The sequence below is a fragment of the Paenibacillus sp. FSL H7-0350 genome (genome assembly GCF_038593195.1).
GTDB lineage: Bacteria > Bacillota > Bacilli > Paenibacillales > Paenibacillaceae > Paenibacillus_AQ.
Genome location: NZ_CP151972.1, coordinates 452,903 through 472,729 on the forward strand (window position 1 = coordinate 452,903; position 19,827 = coordinate 472,729).

The 19,827-nt window shown below is 53.0% G+C and carries 19 protein-coding genes; 17 read left to right on the plus strand and 2 right to left on the minus strand.

Translation table 11 applies throughout. The annotated features are described in order from the left end of the window. Positions 1-180 precede the first annotated feature (180 nt). The 7 genes from NYE24_RS02235 to NYE24_RS02265 all read left to right on the plus strand — a co-directional run bounded on the left by NYE24_RS02235 (position 181) and on the right by NYE24_RS02265 (position 7,564). A complete protein-coding gene (locus NYE24_RS02235) occupies positions 181-990 on the plus strand; it encodes an SDR family NAD(P)-dependent oxidoreductase (protein WP_036694154.1) in 810 nt (269 codons plus the stop codon). A gap of 164 nt (positions 991-1,154) precedes the next feature. Beyond that, a complete protein-coding gene (locus tag NYE24_RS02240; RefSeq protein WP_342477910.1) occupies positions 1,155-1,952 on the plus strand; it encodes a DUF2087 domain-containing protein in 798 nt (265 codons plus the stop codon). A 25-nt stretch (positions 1,953-1,977) separates the two neighbouring features. Next, complete coding sequence (locus NYE24_RS02245; RefSeq protein WP_342477911.1) at positions 1,978-2,358, plus strand: GIY-YIG nuclease family protein; 381 nt, start codon at positions 1,978-1,980, stop codon at positions 2,356-2,358. A gap of 133 nt (positions 2,359-2,491) precedes the next feature. After that, on the plus strand, positions 2,492-2,902 hold the full coding sequence (locus NYE24_RS02250) for a DnaJ family domain-containing protein (protein WP_076154151.1): 411 nt from the start codon (positions 2,492-2,494) through the stop codon (positions 2,900-2,902). Positions 2,903-3,098: 196 nt separating this feature from the next. Beyond that, positions 3,099-5,591: an ATP-dependent helicase HrpB gene (gene hrpB, locus NYE24_RS02255; RefSeq protein WP_342477912.1), complete on the plus strand. Its 2,493-nt coding sequence runs from the start codon at positions 3,099-3,101 to the stop codon at positions 5,589-5,591. A 108-nt stretch (positions 5,592-5,699) separates the two neighbouring features. Continuing rightward, complete coding sequence (locus tag NYE24_RS02260) at positions 5,700-6,344, plus strand: general stress protein (protein WP_342477913.1); 645 nt, start codon at positions 5,700-5,702, stop codon at positions 6,342-6,344. A gap of 860 nt (positions 6,345-7,204) precedes the next feature. Then, entirely contained in the window at positions 7,205-7,564 is a 360-nt protein-coding gene (locus NYE24_RS02265) for a helix-turn-helix transcriptional regulator (RefSeq protein ID WP_036694148.1), read from the plus strand. A gap of 107 nt (positions 7,565-7,671) precedes the next feature. Here the strand turns inward: NYE24_RS02265 and NYE24_RS02270 are convergent, their stop codons facing one another. After that, entirely contained in the window at positions 7,672-8,235 is a 564-nt protein-coding gene (locus NYE24_RS02270; RefSeq protein WP_036694146.1) for a TraR/DksA C4-type zinc finger protein, read from the minus strand. A 126-nt stretch (positions 8,236-8,361) separates the two neighbouring features. On the opposite strand from NYE24_RS02270, the gene NYE24_RS02275 reads away from it, so the two are divergent. From NYE24_RS02275 to nagE, 5 genes are all read left to right on the plus strand, one after another. After that, a complete protein-coding gene (locus NYE24_RS02275) occupies positions 8,362-8,757 on the plus strand; it encodes a DivIVA domain-containing protein (RefSeq protein WP_036694144.1) in 396 nt (131 codons plus the stop codon). Positions 8,758-8,828: 71 nt separating this feature from the next. Further along, positions 8,829-11,561 carry a CHASE3 domain-containing protein gene (locus NYE24_RS02280; RefSeq protein ID WP_342477914.1) on the plus strand — a complete coding sequence of 911 codons (2,733 nt, stop codon included), beginning with the start codon at positions 8,829-8,831 and terminating at the stop codon, positions 11,559-11,561. A 186-nt stretch (positions 11,562-11,747) separates the two neighbouring features. Continuing rightward, positions 11,748-12,614 (plus strand): PRD domain-containing protein, encoded by an 867-nt coding sequence (locus NYE24_RS02285; protein WP_342477915.1) that lies wholly within the window; start codon positions 11,748-11,750, stop codon positions 12,612-12,614. 21 nt (positions 12,615-12,635) lie between these two features. Beyond that, positions 12,636-13,154: a PTS glucose transporter subunit IIA gene (locus NYE24_RS02290; RefSeq protein WP_036694139.1), complete on the plus strand. Its 519-nt coding sequence runs from the start codon at positions 12,636-12,638 to the stop codon at positions 13,152-13,154. 42 nt (positions 13,155-13,196) lie between these two features. Then, a complete protein-coding gene (gene nagE / locus NYE24_RS02295) occupies positions 13,197-14,651 on the plus strand; it encodes an N-acetylglucosamine-specific PTS transporter subunit IIBC (RefSeq protein WP_076154010.1) in 1,455 nt (484 codons plus the stop codon). An 89-nt stretch (positions 14,652-14,740) separates the two neighbouring features. Here the strand turns inward: nagE and NYE24_RS02300 are convergent, their stop codons facing one another. After that, positions 14,741-15,445, minus strand: coding sequence for an NAD(P)H-binding protein (locus tag NYE24_RS02300; RefSeq protein ID WP_342477916.1), 705 nt, complete (start codon positions 15,443-15,445; stop codon positions 14,741-14,743). Between the two features lie 165 nt (positions 15,446-15,610). On the opposite strand from NYE24_RS02300, the gene NYE24_RS02305 reads away from it, so the two are divergent. From NYE24_RS02305 to NYE24_RS02325, 5 genes are all read left to right on the plus strand, one after another. After that, entirely contained in the window at positions 15,611-16,174 is a 564-nt protein-coding gene (locus tag NYE24_RS02305) for a TetR/AcrR family transcriptional regulator (protein WP_342477917.1), read from the plus strand. Between the two features lie 61 nt (positions 16,175-16,235). After that, complete coding sequence (locus NYE24_RS02310; protein ID WP_342477918.1) at positions 16,236-16,751, plus strand: sigma-70 family RNA polymerase sigma factor; 516 nt, start codon at positions 16,236-16,238, stop codon at positions 16,749-16,751. 23 nt (positions 16,752-16,774) lie between these two features. Then, complete coding sequence (locus NYE24_RS02315) at positions 16,775-17,923, plus strand: hypothetical protein (protein ID WP_342477919.1); 1,149 nt, start codon at positions 16,775-16,777, stop codon at positions 17,921-17,923. Continuing rightward, the gene (locus tag NYE24_RS02320; protein ID WP_341025010.1) at positions 17,920-18,912 is read left to right on the plus strand and encodes an ABC transporter ATP-binding protein; all 993 of its coding nucleotides are present in this window, start codon (positions 17,920-17,922) and stop codon (positions 18,910-18,912) included. The genes NYE24_RS02315 and NYE24_RS02320 overlap by 4 nt, the downstream gene beginning before the upstream one ends. After that, complete coding sequence (locus tag NYE24_RS02325; RefSeq protein ID WP_076154005.1) at positions 18,909-19,790, plus strand: ABC transporter permease subunit; 882 nt, start codon at positions 18,909-18,911, stop codon at positions 19,788-19,790. The genes NYE24_RS02320 and NYE24_RS02325 overlap by 4 nt, the downstream gene beginning before the upstream one ends. Positions 19,791-19,827 lie beyond the last annotated feature (37 nt).

Consider the following 19,827-nt stretch of genomic DNA (forward strand, 5'->3'; position numbering starts at 1 on the left):
GTGGGGTCTTTGCTGTTGCTGGTAAGCTGCACTTTGGGCATAGTTAGCAGATTTGCTGTGCATGTTGCACAAGGTTTGTGCAATTTTTTGCATAACATGATTATAATCAAGCACCAATTGGGTAATCTTGAAACAGAGCCATTACAAGCAGAATGGTATCCGCGGAAGGAGAGTGTACATATGAGCCCAAATATAGCAAAAAAGCAACGTTTTCAGGGGAAAACAGCCATAATTACAGGTGCGGGCTCGGGAATCGGCAGAGCGGCAGCGATCCAGCTGGCACGTGAAGGTGCGAATGTCGCCTTGTTCGATCTGGTGAACGAACGTACCTCTATCCTGGAACAGAAGCTGAACAAGCTGCGCAAGGACTGTGCATTAGCGATTGATGTGGATACTTCGGATGCCGGGCGGATGGAGGAAGCGGTGCGCAGAACCGTGGAGCATTTCGGAGGTCTGGATATTGTGTTCGCCAATGCAGGTATTAACGGAGTAGTAGGGCCGATTGAGGAGCTGAGCGTAACTGATTGGGAGAAGACCCTGTCGGTCAACCTCACAGGCACCTTTCTAACGCTGAAATACAGCATTCCCCATCTGAAGGCGAAGGGCAAGGGCAGCATTATTATTACCAGCTCGATCAACGGCAACAGCAGATTTACCAGCTTCGGCTGGTCACCATATAGTACCACTAAGGCCGGTCAGGTCGCTTTTGCCAAGATGGCTGCACTGGAGCTGGCTAAGTTCAAAATCCGTGTTAATGTCATTTGTCCGGGAGCGATTGCCACGAATATCGACGAGAGCACAGAGTGGAACGATGATGTGGAGTCGATTGTTATTCCAATTGAATTCCCTGAAGGAGCACAGCCGCTGGCAGACGGACCTGGCAAACCGGAGAATGTCGCCGATCTGGTTGCCTTCCTGGCCTCGGATGAATCCATTCATATTACCGGCTCGCAGATTGTGATTGACGGTGCGGAGTCGTTGCTGTCTTAGGCTTCGTCTGCATTATAAGAACTGATAAATAGCGATCCTTCGGGATCCAGAGACACTGCCATGAGTGGCGGTGTTTTTCTTTTGCAGCAAACAATCTAATTAGATGGTTGTAAAATAACAAACGAAATGATAATATGTCTATATAAAAGTAAACAAAGGGTGTGATGATCCAGTTGACAGAAGAGAATGGGGCGGTGCGGATATCGGAGAAATTCTGGAATGCGTCCATTGCAGAATTGAAGCAGGGCTATAGTGTGGAGACGGAAGAGCGGACGGAAAAGTACCATTGTCTGGTCTGCGGTGTTGCCTTCGAGAAGGGCTTGATCTATCAGGATGGCGGGCAGTATTACGAAGCGGAGAAGTTCGCCGCTCTGCATGTGGACAGGGTTCATCGCGGGATGTTCAACTGGCTGCTGACGCTGGACAAGAAGCTGAGCGGGTTAACCGAATTGCAAAAGGGGCTGCTGCAGGCCTTCCGCCAAAGTCTTAGCGATGCAGAAGCAGCCAAGGAGCTGGGAATCGGCAGCACCTCCACGGTGCGTAACCACCGGTTCACGCTTCGCGAGAAGGTGAAGCAGGCCAAGCTGTTTCTGGCGGTTATGGAGCTGGCTGAGGAGAAGCCGGGAGCTTCGTCTCCTTTTGTGAGTATTCCGCGTACGGCTGTGATGGTTGATGAACGGTTCGCGATTACCGAGCAGGAGAACGCCGATATTCTGGGCACCTATTTCAAACAAGGGCCGGACGGCCCGTTGTCAGAGTTCCCTAAGCGGCAGAAGCGGAAGGCGGCTATTCTGCGCCATTTGCTGCAGCGTTTTGAGACAGGACGCAGGTACAGTGAGAAGGAAATTAATGCGGTGCTCGAAGCGGCTTACCCCGATTACGTGACGCTCCGGCGGTATCTGATCGATTACGGGCTGCTGGATCGTGAAGAAGACGGAAGCAGCTACTGGGTGAACTTATAACGGAGAGAAGAAGGGGAGAGAAGAAATGACGGACAAAACCAGACGCAAGGAATTGGGATATAATTATGCGCACTCGCACAGGCCGATGGGGATATACCGGATTGTGAATACCGGCAACGACAAAATGTATGTGGGCAGCAGTCTGAATCTGGACGGGGTCTGGAATAAGCATAAGTTCATGCTGGATATCAAAGGCCATGACAATAAGGCGCTGCAGGAAGACTGGAATGAACGCGGTGAAGCCGGCTTCCGCTTCGAGGTGCTGGAGCAGATTAAGCCTGAGGAGGATTTCGTGGCGGATGTGCTGGAGCTGAAGAAGTACCGCAAGATGCTGCCGGACATGGAGAGTAAGTGGCTGGAGCAGTTGTCTCCTTACGGGGAGCGCGGCTATCATAAGCAGAAATAAACGGTAGCTGTAGCAGGGCAGCGGAAGGAATTTCATCAGCGGCTGTGGTAAAATGAGGGCAAAGCTGTGGCGGCAGATCAGCCGGATGTAATGAAGAAGAGATCCTCAGTTGCTGATGAAAGGTGCGGTGTATATGGCTATATTATCTTGGCTTGCAGAACAGAGAATTCAGGAAGCGATGCGCAGCGGAGAGTTCTCCAATCTGCCGGGGCACGGTAAGCCGCTTGCGCTGGAGGATCTCTCCGGCGTACCGGAGGAATTGCGGATGTCCTACAAGATTATGAAGAACGCCGGGCTGTTGCCGGAGGAAATGACGTTGCGGGCAGAGTGTGTAACACTCGAAGAGCTGCTGGTGGCTTGCCACCGCAGCGGCAACAGCACTGCCGGGGAACGCAAGGAGCTGGAGGGCAAGCTCTCGCTGAAGCGGCTGCGTCTTCAGATGCTTATGCAGGAACGGGGTCTTGAAGGCAATGCTGCATATGCGGATTACGGGGACGCGATCGGGCAGCGGCTGGCCGGGGTGGAACGGGATGGTGGTGAGTAGTTAGTGATATGGCAGGGCGACTGGGCGGATGGAAGATAGAAGAATTGTGACAAGTGATATGAGATCTCCGGTTCATGGAACCGGAGTCTTTTTGTATGAAGATGCAGCAACGAACCGCTTGATATCTGGAATGAATTCGCCGATGATAGGGAGATGGAGCTTTAACTTAACTTTTAGCAGATGATGGAGAGATGAAATGAAGCAGCTTCCAATTATGCAGGTGCTCCCTGACCTGAAGAGAATTCTGATAGGCCGTGCAGCGGCGGTTCTGATTGCTGAGCCTGGAGCGGGGAAGACAACGGCGGTGCCGCCTGCTTTTTTGGAGGAGCCTTGGCTGGCCGGTAAAACTATTCTGATGCTGGAGCCCAGACGCCTCGCAGCCCGTTCGGCCGCAGCTTATATGGCTGCATGTCTGGGAGAGAGTGTGGGACAGACTGTAGGCTACCGTATGCGGATGGATACCCGGGTGGGGCGGAATACACGCATTGTTGTAGTGACGGAAGGCGTGCTGACGAGAATGCTCCAGAGCGATCCTTCGCTTGGGGATGTGGGGCTTGTGATCTTCGATGAGTTCCATGAGCGTAGTCTGCATGCGGATCTTGGACTGGCACTGGCGCTTGAAGCGCAGAGTGTGCTGCGAGAGGATCTGCGCATTCTGGTGATGTCGGCGACTCTGGACGGAGACCGCGTAGCTTCTCTGCTGGGGGAAGCGCCAGTCCTGCAATGCCCGGGCCGCACCTATCCTGTGGATACGATCTATATGCCTGAGGCAAGTAATGCTACTCCTGAGAAGTCTGCAGCTGCCGCTGTCCGCCGGGTGCTCGCTGAGCAGCCTGGGGATGTGCTTGTTTTTCTGCCCGGAGAGCGGGAGATCCGCCGGACGGAGCAGGAGCTGGCGTCAGGAAGCCTGCCGCCGGGAACGGTGCTGCGGCCGCTCTATGGCCAGTTGCCGCAGCACCAGCAGGATGCGGCAGTGGCTCCTGCGGTCGAAGGCGAGCGGAAGGTTGTGCTGGCAACCTCCATTGCCGAGACGAGTCTGACAATAGAAGGGGTACGCACCGTGATTGACACGGGGCTTCGCCGGACGCAGGTATTCTCTGCGCGTACCGGCATGCCGCGCTTAACGACGGTGCCGGTCTCGAAAGCATCGGCCGACCAGCGGCGCGGCCGGGCAGGCCGCACAGCGCCGGGCGTCTGCTACAGGCTGTGGAGCCGGGAGGCGCATGATCATCTGCCGGACGATAGCGTCCCTGAGATCATGGAGACCGACCTGGCGCAGCTCGCCCTGGAGCTGGCGCTCTGGGGCGTGCCGGAGCCGGGAGCGCTCGCCTGGCTGGACGCGCCGCCTGCCGCGCCTTACGCGCAAGCCACGGCGCTGCTACGCCAGCTCGGCGCGCTGGACGCCGGCGGCGCCATTACGCCGCACGGCCGCAGCATGGCCGTGCTTGGCGCGCACCCGCGCATCGCGCATATGCTGCTGCGCGCGGCAGACCTTGCAGCTGCGCCGCTCGCCGCCAAGCTCGCTGCGCTGCTGCAAGAGCGGGACCTCTTCAAGGGTCCCGCGGCTCTAGATAGCGACCTCACGCTGCGCGTGGAGGCGCTGCTCAGGTTCGAGCGCTCCGCCAGCAGCGGCGGAGCGGACCCGGCGGCCTTGCGCGCGGTGCAGCGCGAGAGCCGCAGCTTCCTGGCGCAGCTGCAGGCAGCGCCGGGCGAAGGGCCCGGCGACATCAGCCGCAGCGGCCTGCTGCTGTCGTTCGCCTATCCCGACCGCATCGGGCAGGGACGCGGCAATGGCGCGTTCCTGCTCTCCGGCGGCCGGGGGGCGGCGATGCGCGAGGGGCAGCCGCTGGCGCGCTCGCCTTACATCGTGGCACCCGGCGTGGATGACCGTGCCGGGCAGAGCCGGATTATGCTTGCCGCAGCGCTCTCCGAGCAGGACCTGCTGAAGCATCATGTGGACAGCCTTCTGGAGGAGCGCGAAGTCTACTGGGACAGTGAGAGCGGAAGCGTCAAGGCGCGAAGAGTGACCCGGCTGGGGGCGCTCATTCTGAAGCAAACGACCCATGAGCGGGCTACTTCCGAGGAGACAGAGAGCGTACTGCTGAAGGTGATCGCGGCGGAAGGGCTACAGCTGCTGCCTTGGGAGAAGGGAACCCTCCAGCTGCGGCAGCGGATGGAATTCGTGCACTCGCTGCGGGCCGACTGGCCCGATATGTCGGATGAGGCGTTGACGGATACATTGGAGGAATGGCTGGCACCTTTTATACAAGGGATGCGGAATCTCCGTGATCTGCAGCGGGTGAAGCTGACGCAGGCGCTGGAGGGGATGCTGGACTGGAACAGCCGCCAATTGCTGAACAAAGAGGCGCCGACGCATATTACGGTACCGAGCGGTTCGCGGGTTCCCTTGGATTACAGCAATCCGGGAGCGCCGGTACTGGCAGTCAGGCTGCAGGAGATGTTCGGGCAGACGGATACGCCGAGGATCGGCGGAGGGAAGGTCCCGGTACTGCTGCACCTGCTGTCTCCGGCGAGAAGGCCGATGCAGATTACCTCAGATCTGGCCAGCTTCTGGCAGAACACCTATTTCGACGTGAAAAAAGATCTGAAAGGACGTTACCCCAAGCACTACTGGCCTGATAATCCGCTGGAGGCAGTACCGACTAGCCGTACCCGTCCTTCCAAATAGAATCAGAGGGTAATCAGGTATTAGTGCAGCTGATGAAGCATTTCCTGTTTGGGCTCTGCGTGAACGGGTAATACAATAGCGAACAACAATTACGAAGGAGGGCTTCAAGTGACAGAGAAAATTATTGGCGTATTCGATACGGAACAAGAAGCAACCAGAGCAATTGAAAGTTTGCAGAGTCAAGGGTTCACGAACGATGAGATTTCAGTAATAACGAAGGATCGAGATGACCTGAAACACATCTCCGAAGATACAGGAACAATGGCGCCGGAAGGCGTTGCTACAGGTGCAGCCACCGGCGGCGTAGTAGGCGGAATTACCGGACTGCTGGCCGGAATCGGTGCGCTGGCCATTCCGGGAATTGGTCCAATCCTTGCCGCAGGCCCAATCGCAGCTACGTTAACAGGGGCTGCCATCGGAGTAGGAGCAGGCGGTCTAGTGGGCGGATTAATCGGACTCGGCATTCCAGAGGATGAGGCCAGAGATTACGAAGGCTACATCGACAGCGGCAAAATTCTCGTCCTGGTCGATGACAACGGCCGCGGAAGAGATATCCATACCGTGTTCCGGGGGAACCGTTCACTCAACTCGGGCCGGTACGACAGCCTGTACCCGGAGGATACGCTGGCAGACCGCGGGGCAACGAACCCGGAGCTGGTCGCTAGGGACACAACGGTTGGCAACACCTTGGGTAACAGAGGCGCGATGAATGCAGACCGTGACCCGGATCTCTACAACCGTGACAAAATCTAACCCTACAGCGGGACACTCCCCGCTAATATAGCACCCTCTAAGAGCTGCCTGCGGGACAACCCCCAGGCAGTTCTTTTTGCGGCTTGCATCGCATTCCTTCATTATAATGTGACATAAGGGAAAGGACACATACAGCCGCTTATTATATAAATTCAACATATGAAAAATTCACAAAAAACCGCAAATTCCATACCGCAAACCACCAACCACCCAACCTGCTCAGATCCTGCATAGATCTACATAGAGCCATAAGGCGGGACAGGGGACAAGCCTGGAGGCTACGAGTCATTACAGTAGGGGAATAGTTGGATTTTCAACACTTATTAATGAGCTTTTCGCGTATCTACAGCAACAATTGGAAAAAGAGCACTTAAAAAACCACAATACCCCAACTTGAAGGCAAACGAGTAAAATTAACGGTCTTTTTTCCGCTTGCTGCCGTGCAATCCTCGAAGTTTGATGAAATAAGATACGTTTTTCCACTAAAAACAATATTTCATCATATGAAAAATTCACAATTGGAGCCCGAAAATCAACAACCACACTCGTCCACGACATCTAAACCCCATACCAACCACTTACCTATCTACTTCAAAAACAGAAAAAGTGAAGATTACCCATTCTCGACAAATAGCTCGATAAATAGGCAACTCTCTAAATGACTATTTGTAGCATTTTTCTGTATTGTAGCATTTCCCTGCTCGACGACAGTACTGCCCCGGCATCCTCCCTAATTTTAAATAACTTGTTGTGAAAGCTGGGAAATAGAGTTTATACTAGAGTAATAGTGGGAATTGCCAAGCGGCAACAGTTTTTCCTGCTATACGATTTCAAACAAAAAACACCCCGGGAGGTGTCTTATGGCGTTTATGATTGCCCAGCGGGCGTTTATAAAGGTATACCTGATTACTATGGTGGAGCAGCACAAAGGGTATGGTTATCAGATGCTAGAGGATTTGCGCAGAGATTTCAAAGCTCATGGCTATTCGCCTCCCCAAAGTGAAATTTACCGCGCCCTGCATGAGCTAGTGCAGCAAGGGATACTGTACCGCACCAAGCAGCTCAAGGGGAGCGACCCGAAGGTCGATTTTCAGGAGATTGTCTTGTATCATTTCACTTCGGATGGGGAGGAGAAGGCCAAGCTGTATAAGAAGCAGGTGAAGGCTGACCTTGACCGTTGTCTTGGAATCCTTAATAAAGCGGTAGCAGACAACTTTTGATGGCAGATCCACGAGCTGGCGGGCTCATGTATATCGATCAGGCCACGATCCGGCGGACTCATCAATATCAGTCTATCCACGAGCCTTATAAGCTGTGAACTGGCCGATCAGGAATCCTCATCTTCAGAATCCTGGTCCGGCGGGGTCACCGGTGAGCTTGCGCTGCCATAATTCTCCACGGCTTCCCAGGTACCGGCGTCATCGAATCTTCCGCTATTCTGCTGACGTCCTTCGCCTGCACCGGCTGGCGGCGGGGTCATGACCTCTCCTTCCACAGGACGTGCGCCGGTGTCGCGGCTGGTTAGGGCATGTTCCACGGTATAGCGGGTGTAGGGGATGGCTTCAAGCCGTTCATAAGGAATCTCTTGCTTGCTGGCTTCGCAGATGCCGTACGTTCCGTCATCCATCCGCGCAAGAGCAGCCTCGACCTCCGTTAATTCTTCGGATAGCGAGGTATTAATGGACAGGTCGCGGCTTCGTTCAAACGTCTCTGTTCCTGTATCGGCAGGATGGTTATCGACAGAAGAGAGCTCGCCCGTAGAGAGAATAAGGGAATCACCAAGCAGGCTGTCTTCAGCTCCATTGCCGGAGAAATGCTGCTCCAGCTCTGCCTTGCGCTCCTTAAGGGCTGCCCGGAGTGTATTCAATTGGTCTTTGGTTAAGTGGCTCATGTGTTATAGGGCAATCAGCGGACATCTCTATGCTGAATTGTAACTTTAGTGATATTTTCAGGCTGCTTTCACCCTGTTATAATAATTACTGCCGGATGAAAGCAGCATACACTTGGAGGTTATGAAATGGACGAACATATGAAACGGCGGCTGGATAAGCAGAGAAAGCTGTTCAGCCAGCTCGGTATTACCCTTGATGCACTTACAATTCATGAAAAGGAATTCAGTATGAAGCTTCGCGGCTATGATGCCGAAGAGGTGGATACGTTCCTGGACAGCGTTATTAAGGATTATGAACGGTTCTATGCCACCATAGCGGATCTGATGGATAAGTGGCAGGAGCAGCAGATTGAGATGAAAGAGCTGAAGGCAGAGGTGAAGACCGCAGCCACTCCGGCCCCTGTGCCGATTATTAAGGGGATCGATCCGCAGGATCTTGAGGATATCATCATCAAGCTGGAAGCCAATGTGCGTCAGCTCAAGGACAGATTGCCTGTGCCCCGCACGGAGGGGTATTTGTAAGCCCTGTGCAGCCACAACGTGAGAATAAACAATATGCAGCATAAGTATAACTCTGGACGGGGGTTGGACCATTGCCGGAGAAGCATGCTTGGAACTTGAAGATCCGCGGCAAAATCGCACTTGGATATGTCATGATACTATTAATGTTAGGCCTATTTCTGATTATAGTCTCCGGCCGGATTAACAGCTTGGAGAAAGAAACCGTGTTCTTGAGCGATCATGATATAGAAGTTCATGAACTTACATATCAAATTGAGAAAAATGTACTCGATATGGAGACCGGACAGCGGGGATACGTCCTAACCGATGATGAGTCTTACCTGGTGCCGTATAATGACGGGCTGGTACAGTGGAGGATTAATGCAGCTAAGCTGAATAATCTCATTGCCGATAACCCGAATCAGGTGCGGAATCTGGACACGGTTACGGATAATATCGAGAAGTGGGTCGATGTCGCCGGGCAGCATGTGGTTGAGCTGAAGAAGAATGGCAATACGGAGGCGGTCAACGCTTTTTTTCGCAACGATACGGGGAAAAATCTCGTCGACACGATCCGCTCCCAATCCGATTACTTCCGTGACATCGAACGAACGCTCACGAACGACCGGATCAGCAACCTGAAGGACAGTAATCATAAGCTGCTGATCACCATGTACATATTGTGGGGATTGGTGGTCGTACTTGCGCTGCTCATCACTTATCTGCTCTCGGCCAGCATTGTGAATCCTCTGCACAGCGTCATACAGGCCATCAACAGCATTGCCTCAGGCGGTAACCGCTCAGAGCGCATTAAGGTGAAGACACTTGATGAAATCTATGACCTCAGCGAAGCGACGAACGGACTGCTGGATAACGTGCAGCGGGAGCAGTGGATGAGCGAACAGCTCACCTCGATGTCGATTGCCCTGCAAGAGACCATTGATATGCCTTCACTGTGCAGAATTTTTGTCAGCCGGTTGTCGGTTATGCTGGAAATGCAGTATGCCACTATATATGTCGTGAATAATGATGAACTGTTCGAGCGCATCTATTCCTATGCAGGCGCAGAGAATAAGGAAGAGCGCATCGGGCCGCAGGTTATTCAGCCTGGAGTAGGCCTGGCAGGTCAATGTGCGCTGGATCAGCGGATGAATGTGATCGAGCAATTGCCTGATGACTATATCTACATCAACTCTGCTCTGGGCAGAACGGCACCCAGATTCGCTGTGATCGCTCCGATTATTTTTGAGAACAAGACCGTTGCCGTACTGGAGATCGCTGCGCTGACCCATTGGGCACCGTATCATTTCGAGCTGCTGAAGGAATTGCTGGACATGATGGGTGTTACCGTGAATTCGGTGAAGACCCGGATGGAGATCCAGAGGCTTCTGCATGAATCGCAGGTGATGAACGAAGAGCTTCAGGTTCAATCGGAGGAGCTTCAGACGCAATCTGAGGAGATGCAGATGCAGACGGAGGAGCTTCAGAGTCAGACCAGCGAGCTGCTCACCGTGAACAAGGAGCTTGAGAATCAGAAATATGTAGCCGAGAATGCAGCGATCGAGCTGGAGCGGTACAATGAACAGCTGGAGCAGAGCTCGCGTTACAAGTCTGAGTTCCTGGCCAATATGTCGCATGAGCTGCGTACGCCGCTGAACAGTATGCTGATTCTCTCACAGCTCCTGACGGAGAACCGCAATCATACCTTAAATGAGGAAGAACTGGGCTATGCCTCGGTCATCTACAATTCAGGCAGTGATCTGCTCAATATGATTAACGATATTCTGGATCTCTCCAAGGTGGAAGCCGGCAAAATGCTGGTGGAAATGGATGCCGTTAATCTCACCGAGCTACCATCGCTGCTGCAGGGTTATTTCGGCAAGCTTGCAGAAGCGCAGAATGTGGAGTTTAACGTGACTCTGAACCCGGAGGTTCCAGATCTGTTCTTCACCGATGAGATGCGGCTGCATCAGATTCTGCGGAATCTGCTGTCCAATGCCTTCAAATTCACTGAACAGGGCACGGTTACCGTAGAGATTACCAAGCTGGCGGCGTATTCGGATCAGCGTTACATAACACAGGGGCCGGTGCTGGCCTTTGCTGTACAGGATACCGGGATCGGCATCTCCGCGGAGAATCGTGACCTGATCTTCGAGGCCTTCCGCCAGGTGGACGGAACGACAGCCCGCAAATTCGGGGGAACTGGTCTGGGCTTATCCATCTCCCAGCAATTGGCTCAGCTACTTGGCGGACATATCAGCCTGGAGAGCGATGAGGGCAAGGGCAGTACATTCACCTTGTATCTCCCTTGCCGTGAACTGGACAGTGAAGAAGAACCGTTCCATCCGGCGGAGCTGGCTCAGACTGCAGCCGGGGCGGAGCACTCACAGACCGTCCATCTTGAAGGTCAGCCGGGCATTAGCCAGGACTCCCTGTTCGAGAAGGAATATGCCAAGCTGCAAGGCAGAACTGTGCTGATTGTAGATGATGATATGCGCAATATTTATGCCCTCCAGAAGGGTCTGGAGCCTTACGGAATGATCATCATTACCGCTCAGACAGGGTATGAATGTCTTCAAGTGGTTAGAGAGCAGCCGGAGGTGGATATCGTACTCCTGGATATTATGATGCCGGTTCTGGATGGCTACGACACGCTGTCCATTATCCGTGAGGAGATGCATCTCACCGACCTCCCGATTATAGCGATCTCAGCCAAGACCATGAAGGAAGACCGTGAGCGTTGCCAGGCCGCCGGAGCCACTGATTTCATCAGCAAGCCGGTAATGATGCAGGACGTCATTACACGAATGTGCCGGTACATTTGACTTTTCCAAAAACCCATTGACGGGGATACAAGGTATGCTTTATGATGGGTTCATAAATGATCATTTATATGCAGTGGCGTGTTACCTTAACAGGGCATGAGCCAAGATTCGTACTCATTACTTTGAGTCCAGTCTTGGCTCTTTTTTGTGCAAAAAATCAGGCAATGGGCGGAAAGGAGGGGGAACTTGGCGAGGGACACTGAACAATTTCAGGTGCTGCGGGTGATTGGGAATAATGTCGTGATGGTAGAGGGCGGCAAGAAGAGCAAGGAATATGTAATTATCGGCAAGGGCATCGGGTTTGCGCTTAAGGATACGGGTGTTATTGATTCGGATGATCCCCGGATTGAAAAGTTGTTTCGGCTGGAGGACCGGGAGGAATGGAGTCAGTATCAGATTCTGCTGGAGGATATTGATCCCAAAGTCATGAAGATCACGGATGAGATTATCTCTGATATCGCCCGTGAGTTTTCCGGCAAGTTAAACGACAAGATCTATTTGGCGCTCCCCAGCCATATCCAATTCACCATCTTCCGCTTGCGCAGCGGGATGGACATTGTGAATCCATTCCTGGAGGAGACCCGGATGACGTTCCCCAAGGAATTTGAGATCGCTTCCAAGGCGGCTGAGAAGATCAGCGAAGGCTTTGAAGTGCAGATTCCTGAAGACGAGGTCGGTTTCCTTACTTACCACGTCTATTCTGCGGTCAGCAATGTGCCGGTGGGCCAGCTCGTGAAGGCCTCCAACATTGTCAGCGAGCTGATGGAGATGATCCGCAGTGAGCGCAAGATCCGCTTCGAGCAGGGCAGTATGAATCATGTCCGGCTGATGGTCCACTTGAGATTCTCGATTGAACGGATTCTGAAGGGTTCGCTTATCGACAATCCTTTTGTGAAGCATATTAAGAAGGAATTCAAGGATGAATACAAGCTCGCACACAGGATGGGCACATTCATGCAGGGCAAGCTCAGTGTAGACGTACCCGAAGAAGAAATCTGCTTCCTGGCTATGCATCTGCACCGGCTGTTCCAGACCATAGAGAAGAATAAATAGCAGCGGCAAGGAGTGAGTTTTATGTTTTCGAGATGGAAAGCCAAAAAAGAAGAGAAACCTACTGAGGCGGTAACCCGCCTGGAGATATATGCTCCGGTCAGCGGACAGTCCGTACCGTTAACGGAAGTGCCGGATGAGACCTTTGCTGGTGGGCATATGGGCCAAGGCATCGCCATAGAACCTATAGAGGGACGTTTAACGGCACCTTTTGACGGGAAAATTGCGCATGTGGTCAAAACTAATCACGCTCTAATCCTGGAGCATGCCTCCGGGCTACAGCTGCTGATGCACATTGGAATTGATACGGTCAGCTTGCGGGGAGAGGGCTTCATCAGCCATATTGCCACCGGAGATGAAGTGCAGGCAGGGCAGACGCTGATCGAATTCGATCTGGAGGCGATCCGGGCTGCGGGCTACCGTACCATTACTCCAGTGATAGTAACTAGTAACGGGGAGGAAACCCCGGAGGTGAATTGTCATTACGGCCAGGTTACGGCAGGAACGAGCAGTATTCTTACCACAGCAGCTTCACAGCTATAGAACATACACTTATTAATATGAAACCAGGGGGATGATTTCATTATGTTGGCTTTTCTACAGAAGTTAGGGAAATCTCTGATGCTTCCAGTGGCAACTTTACCGGCGGCAGCCATTCTGCAAGGGTTCGGACTGATTAATTATGAGAAGGATTTCCATCTGGGCAGTACCGTAGGGGGATTCCTTAACCAGTATGTGGCTCCTTTTCTGAATGCGGGTGCGGGTGCAATCTTCGGTAATCTGGCGCTGATTTTTGCAATAGGGGTAGCGATCGGGTTCGCAGGTGATGCGGTTGCCGCGCTGTCAGCCCTGATTGCTTATCAGGTGCTGGACAGTATTCTTAAGGTGCTTCCAGCCCAAATGCCATTCATCGCCGATGATGTGAAGCTGAATATGGGCGTGCTGGGCGGGATTTTTGCCGGAGCCTGGGCTGCTTACCTCTACAAGAAATATCATAATATTAAAATGCCGGACTGGCTTGGCTTCTTCGCAGGCAAACGCTTCGTACCCATTATTACCGCTATCACCACCATGATTCTCGCAGTGCTGTTCGGCATGATCTGGAGCCCGATTCAGGATGTCATCAGTGACTTCGGTACCTGGGTTGTTGGTCTCGGCGGTGCAGGGGCATTTGTATTCGGGACGGCTAACCGTCTGCTGCTTCCGTTCGGCCTGCATCATGTAATCAACGCTATCGCCTGGTTCCAGCTCGGTGATTTCACGAACGCTGCAGGGGATATTGTTCACGGAGATCTGACACGCTTCTTCGCCGGAGATAAGACTGCGGGAATGTTCATGACAGGCTTCTTCCCGATTATGATGTTCGCTATGCCGGGCGCAGCCCTGGCATTCATTCATACAGCCAAACCGTCGAAACGCAAAATGGTCGCGTCCATCTTCATCGGATCGGCGATTGCTTCCTTCCTGACGGGAATCACGGAGCCGCTGGAATTCTCCTTCATGTTCCTCGCACCGCTGCTGTATCTGGTACACGCTTTGCTGACGGGTTTTGCCGGATTCCTAATGTATGTGCTGGATGTGAAGCTCGGGTTCGGATTCTCTGCCGGGCTCATTGATTACCTGCTTAACATGAAGCAGTCCACCAATGCGTGGGTGCTGATTCCAGTCGGGCTTGGCTTCTTCGTCCTCTACTATGTGTTATTCCGGTTCATTATCGTCAAGTTCAACCTCAAAACTCCAGGACGCGAGGATGAGACGGAAGAGGACCTGATTGATCTGTCCAAGAGCGGTACAACAGTGTCGTCCTCTTCTAGAGCCGCTAAGATTCTGGAGAACATCGGCGGTCCTGCGAACATCCGCAGCATCGATGCCTGTATTACCCGCTTGCGTCTTAACGTAAATGATGACAAGGCGGTTAAGGATTCCGCGCTTAAGCAGCTTGGTGCATCGGGAGTTATGCGGCTTGGGCAGGGCGCTGTACAGATTGTGTTCGGACCACAGTCCGAGCAACTCAAGGATGATATCAAGAAACTGATGTAGCTTCAAGAAGGTCAACAGAGCAGAATAGCCTTTCCTGGCAGGCATCCTTTGCGGGGTGTCTGTTTTTTGCTCATTCGTTCGCTTGCTCCCTATCGGCCTACGTTGATCACCTTGCGGACCCAAGTCGGCTCGTTGCCTGCCGCACGTAGCAGGCAATCGGCACAGGCAGCATAAGGCAGCGCCTGGAGCGGATGTATGCGGGCCAATGGGCCAGCCGTATATTTAGAAGAACTCTCTGCGTATTTAAGCACGGACGCCCGTACGACCACCCAGTCCAATCCGCTGCGCATTACGGCTTGTTCAGCAGCTGCCTTATCCTCAATCGCTTTGCGGAAAATGCGGCGCATCAAGCGGACAGCCCAGCGGTTGACGAGTGACAACTCACTTCCGTCACTCAGATTAATCCCGCTCTGCATCACCAGCCGCTGAACTCCGTGATGCTGACAGGCTGCAAGGATATTTGTAATTCCTTCTGACATGACGGTACCGGGCGAGAAGTTGGCCGCCATGACATTTTTGCCTGCCTTAAGATTTACCAGGCCCTTCTTGCCGGCAGTATCCGGGGAGACGTTGCTTGGAGGACCAACACAACTGATGACCGCTTCGCTTCCGGCAAGGGCCCCAATCATGCTGGATTTGTCGAATACATCCCCTTGCCGGATCGTAAGCCCAGTTGCAGGGGAGAGTGCCTCTGGTCTGCGTACCACAGCTATAACCTCATGTCCCGCTGCAAGTGCCTGCTCCATTACTTTTCTTCCCGTTCCTCCAGTGGCTCCGATAATTGCAATTTTCATTATGATATTCTCCTTTTAATGCACAGTCGTGAATTAGTAAGCATGTATGTATAATAATAAGCAGAACAAGAATCGATACAAGTCTTAAAAAGCCTGATTCTGTGCATTAATTCACGACTTCAATGGAATTGTGCAGTAATCTGCAGGAAAGCTGGTGAGGACAGAGTGGTAAAGATCGACCGGAGAATACGCAAGTCCCAGGAAGCCTTAAAAAAGGCTGTTATTGAGCTGATGCTGGAGAAGGATTTTGATCAAATTACAATACAGGACATTGCCGATAGAGCGGATGTCAGCCGCAGAACCCTTTATCTTCACTACACAGACAAATTTGATCTTCTGGACAAGCTCATAGAAGAGCATATCGGCAATATACGAGAAATCTGCGAAACTTCTGACGATGCCGCCGGATATACCGAAATGGGATTGGTGTGGTTTGAATATTTTGAGAAGCATTCGATGTTCTTCTCTGTTCTGCTGGGGAGTAAAGGCAGCGTGTTTTTCCGCGGGCGGTTTCTTGAATTCTTCCTCGGAGAGCTGGAGAAGGATAAGAGCCTGTCTGGTGGAAGCAGCAAGGATTCAGCCAACATCAGTAATGTAGACATCCAGTTTCTGGGATCAGCGATCGTTGGGGTAGTGGAATGGTGGTTCAAGAATGGACAGCCGCTCTCTCCAGACGTAATGGCGCAGCGGATCGGGATGTTGCTGGAGAGAAATCTTGAGGCAAGGTGATACAAATTAGCCCCAGCCTTCGTCTTACTTATAGCTGCAGCGGATAAGGAGGATTTACCTAATGAATATTCCGGAATCAGACCCATACAAATTAATCTTTTATGAGCATTACCCGAGTGTGCGGCGTAAGCTGGCGGCACTGGTGAGGGACGAGAGTGCTGCTGATGATCTGGCACAGGAGGTTTTTATCAGACTCTACCGGAATCCGCCGGATGATCCGGCGGCTCTGGGGGCGTGGCTGCATAGAGTGCTTACACGGATCGGATATGATTATCTGAATCAGCGGGTGAGAGAGCGTCGTCTGATCAACAAGCAGGAGCTGTTCTATGATGCAGGGGCTTCAGCTCCTACAGGGGAAGAAGTGGTCCTCAGCAAGCTGGATCAGGAAGATGTGCGGAGCTGGCTGGAGGATCTTCCTCAGCGGGACCGGCAAGCCCTGCTGCTTAAGTATTCGGGCTACAGCTATGCAGAGATCGCCGGGGAGCTGGGCGTAAGGCCGCCCGTGGTCGGAACTCTGTTAAGCCGGGCGACAGCCAAACTGAAACACCATGCGGTGAAATCCATTCCGCAAGAATAATGAGATCCGGGAGGAAAGAAACCATGAATAGAGCAAACGGGCAGGTACAGCCCCAGAGTACAGATGAAGCCTGGGCTAGATTACAGGAGAAGCTGGGAGACGAGCCGGTCAATCCAGTGTGGGCTGCATGGGGCAAGCAAGATCCCCTTCTAGAGGAACAAGCTGCTAAGACTGATAGATCAGATAGAACAGAATTGGCAGCAGAGGAAGCGCTTCCGGCAGCAACGGCGGATAACCTTGCAGCAGCGGCGGATAACCTTGCAGCAGCGGAGCCAGTGCAAAATACAGGGCGGAAGTCACGCCGGCCTATGATGAGCCGCACCCGCAAGTGGGCCGCAGCGGCAGCAGGCGTAGCGATTTTTGCAGCAATTCTGGCTACTCCGGTAGGGAATACAGCCATGGCAGCCTTGCTGAACCAGTTCAAGATGCAGGAGGCTACTGTTGTTGAAGAAGGTGATCTGCGTGATATGTTCTATCGGATAACAGAGAATGGTAATGGCAATATTGAACAATCCCTTGAGGCCTTCGGTGACGTCTCCATCACTAATGGTGAGGCGAAGGGGAATGTTCCGCTCAAGGATATCCAAGGCATGCTGGGCTATGAGCCGCTGAAGGGGTCTGGTATGGATTCAGCCAAGCTTGTAGAGGTAAGAGGGTCCTATGATATCACACTGAACCTGAAGGTGGAGGAAGTGAATAAGGCGCTGAAACGCCTGGGCTCGGACAATCTGCTACCTGCATCTGTAGACGGCAAACCGATTACGCTTCATATCCCCGAGCAGGTGAATTACGATCTGGGCAGCGATCAACACTGGGGAGCCTTGTCACAAATGAACACACCTGTCGTTACCGTAGATCCTTCTGTGGATCTGGACGAAGCGGTTGATGCGGTTGTGAACTTCCCGCTGATTCCCGACAATCTGCGAAGCAGCCTGCAGAAGAGCCGGATCTTGTCCGGCGATCTGCCGATGCCGCTGATTAAGGGCAGTCATGATGAACAGATTACGGTGGCCGGTACGCCGGTGATTCTTACTGAAATGAAGTTCAGTAACAGCAACAGCTATACGGCTGTCTGGGTGCAAAAGGGGCAGTTCCTGCAGCTTAGCGGCGGAGATATCTATCCTGACCGCGAGCAGTTCATCCAGAAGGTACAGGAGTTGATCACACAATGAGCAGTATCCCTGCGATTGATGCGAACGCCTTGACCAAAGCTTATCCGAACGGGCGCGGTTGCCGGGATGTTACTTTGACTGTGGGGAAAGGGGAAGCCTTCGGCTTCCTCGGCCCCAATGGTGCCGGCAAGAGTACCTTTGTCAAAATGCTGGTCGGACTCATCTCACCAACAGGCGGCCATGCTTCCATCCTGGGCCATCCGCTGGGCTCTATGGAAGCCAAAATGAAGATTGGCTATTTGCCGGAGCTGTACCGTTACCAGGATTGGCTGACCGGTGAAGAGGTGGTTAGGCTTCATGCCAAGCTGTGCCGGATTCCCAAATCCGTCATGGACCAGAGAATTCCTCAGCTCCTGCAGGAGGTAGGCATCGGGCTGCGCGGGAGGGACCGGGTCAAGCATTATTCCAAGGGAATGCAGCAGCGGCTGGGTCTTGCGTGTGCGCTGGTGAATGACCCGGAGATTCTGTTCCTGGATGAACCCTCCTCAGCCCTTGATCCCATCGGGAGAATGGAAGTGCGGAAGATTCTGCAGCGGCTGAAGGAACGGGGAATTACTATTTTTCTCAACTCTCATTTACTTGAGGACGTTGAAGTGCTGTGCGACCGGATGGCTCTGCTGAGTAACGGAGCGGTCCTGCGGCACGGCAAAGTAGCGGAGATGCTGAATAAACGGACAAGCTGGCATTTTAAAGTGGGCGGATACACGCCTTTTTTGCTGTCCTGGCTTAATGAGCATACGGGTCTATCCATCCGGCAATCCATGCCTGCAGCGGGTAAATCGGGCAATGCTCCGGCACGGGAGGAGTCAGATTCAAGCGTCGTATGGCTTGCGGCGGAGCTGGATCATGAGGAACAGGCAGGCTGGCTGAACGGGCTGATGGTGGAGCAGGGAATGACGTTGTACCAGGTGAACCGCCAGTCTGAACGGCTGGAGGATTGGTTCATGGATGCGGTAGCCGGGCTTAGTCATAGGGGGGAGAAGGAATGAGAACCATACTGGCAATGACCTGGAAGGAAATGCTGCGCAAAAAAGTGATGCTGCTAACCCTCCTGCTGACTCTGGTGTTCCTGATTGCCTTCTGGTTCGTGGCCGATACCGTGGGAATGAACGATCAGGGGGCCGGAACGCTGGGAAATGGCAGCGGGTTGTTCATGCAGTACATGAACGGCGCTTTTATTCTGAGTCTGGGCTTCTTCTTCGGCGCATTCGTTATTGCCTTTCTGGCGATCTTCAGCTCCTTCTCGGTGATTGCCGGTGAAGCGGAGCAGGGGGTCATGCAGGCTCTGTTACCCCGGCCGCTGCCGCGCTGGAAATGGTATCTTGGCCGCTGGCTGGGCTTCGTCACGCTGGGAACGATCTATGCCCTCATTCTGTTCACTGCGATTCTGCTGATTACAAGTGCCCACGCGAATGTTCCTAGAGATGCAGTCGTGCTTGCGAAGTCATTCCTGCTGTTCGCCTCTGTAGTTCCCTTGTTAATCTCCGTATCCATGCTGGGTTCAGGATTATTCTCGGCGCTTGGCAACGGTGTGTTCATGACGATGCTCTACGGGGCGGGATTTCTCGGAGGGATGGTAGATAAGCTTAGCGGGTCGCTGAGACTGGAGGACGACGGACTGAAGGTGCTGAATAATCTGACCGGAATGATCTCGATGATTATGCCCGCAGATACCTTGCAGCGCCGAATGACTGTCGAGCTGTTCAGTTTACAGGATATGAATGGTATGGTGTCGATGGATAGCGGGGCGCTTAGTCTCATGAATTTCAATTCATTTCCGTCTAATACCTTTGTCGTATACGCTGTAATCTATACTGTGGTTATCTTTGGGCTGGGACTTCTGCGCTTTCAGCGTAAGGATCTGTAGGAATCAGGCCGTGCATACTTTAAAAAACAAACAAAGC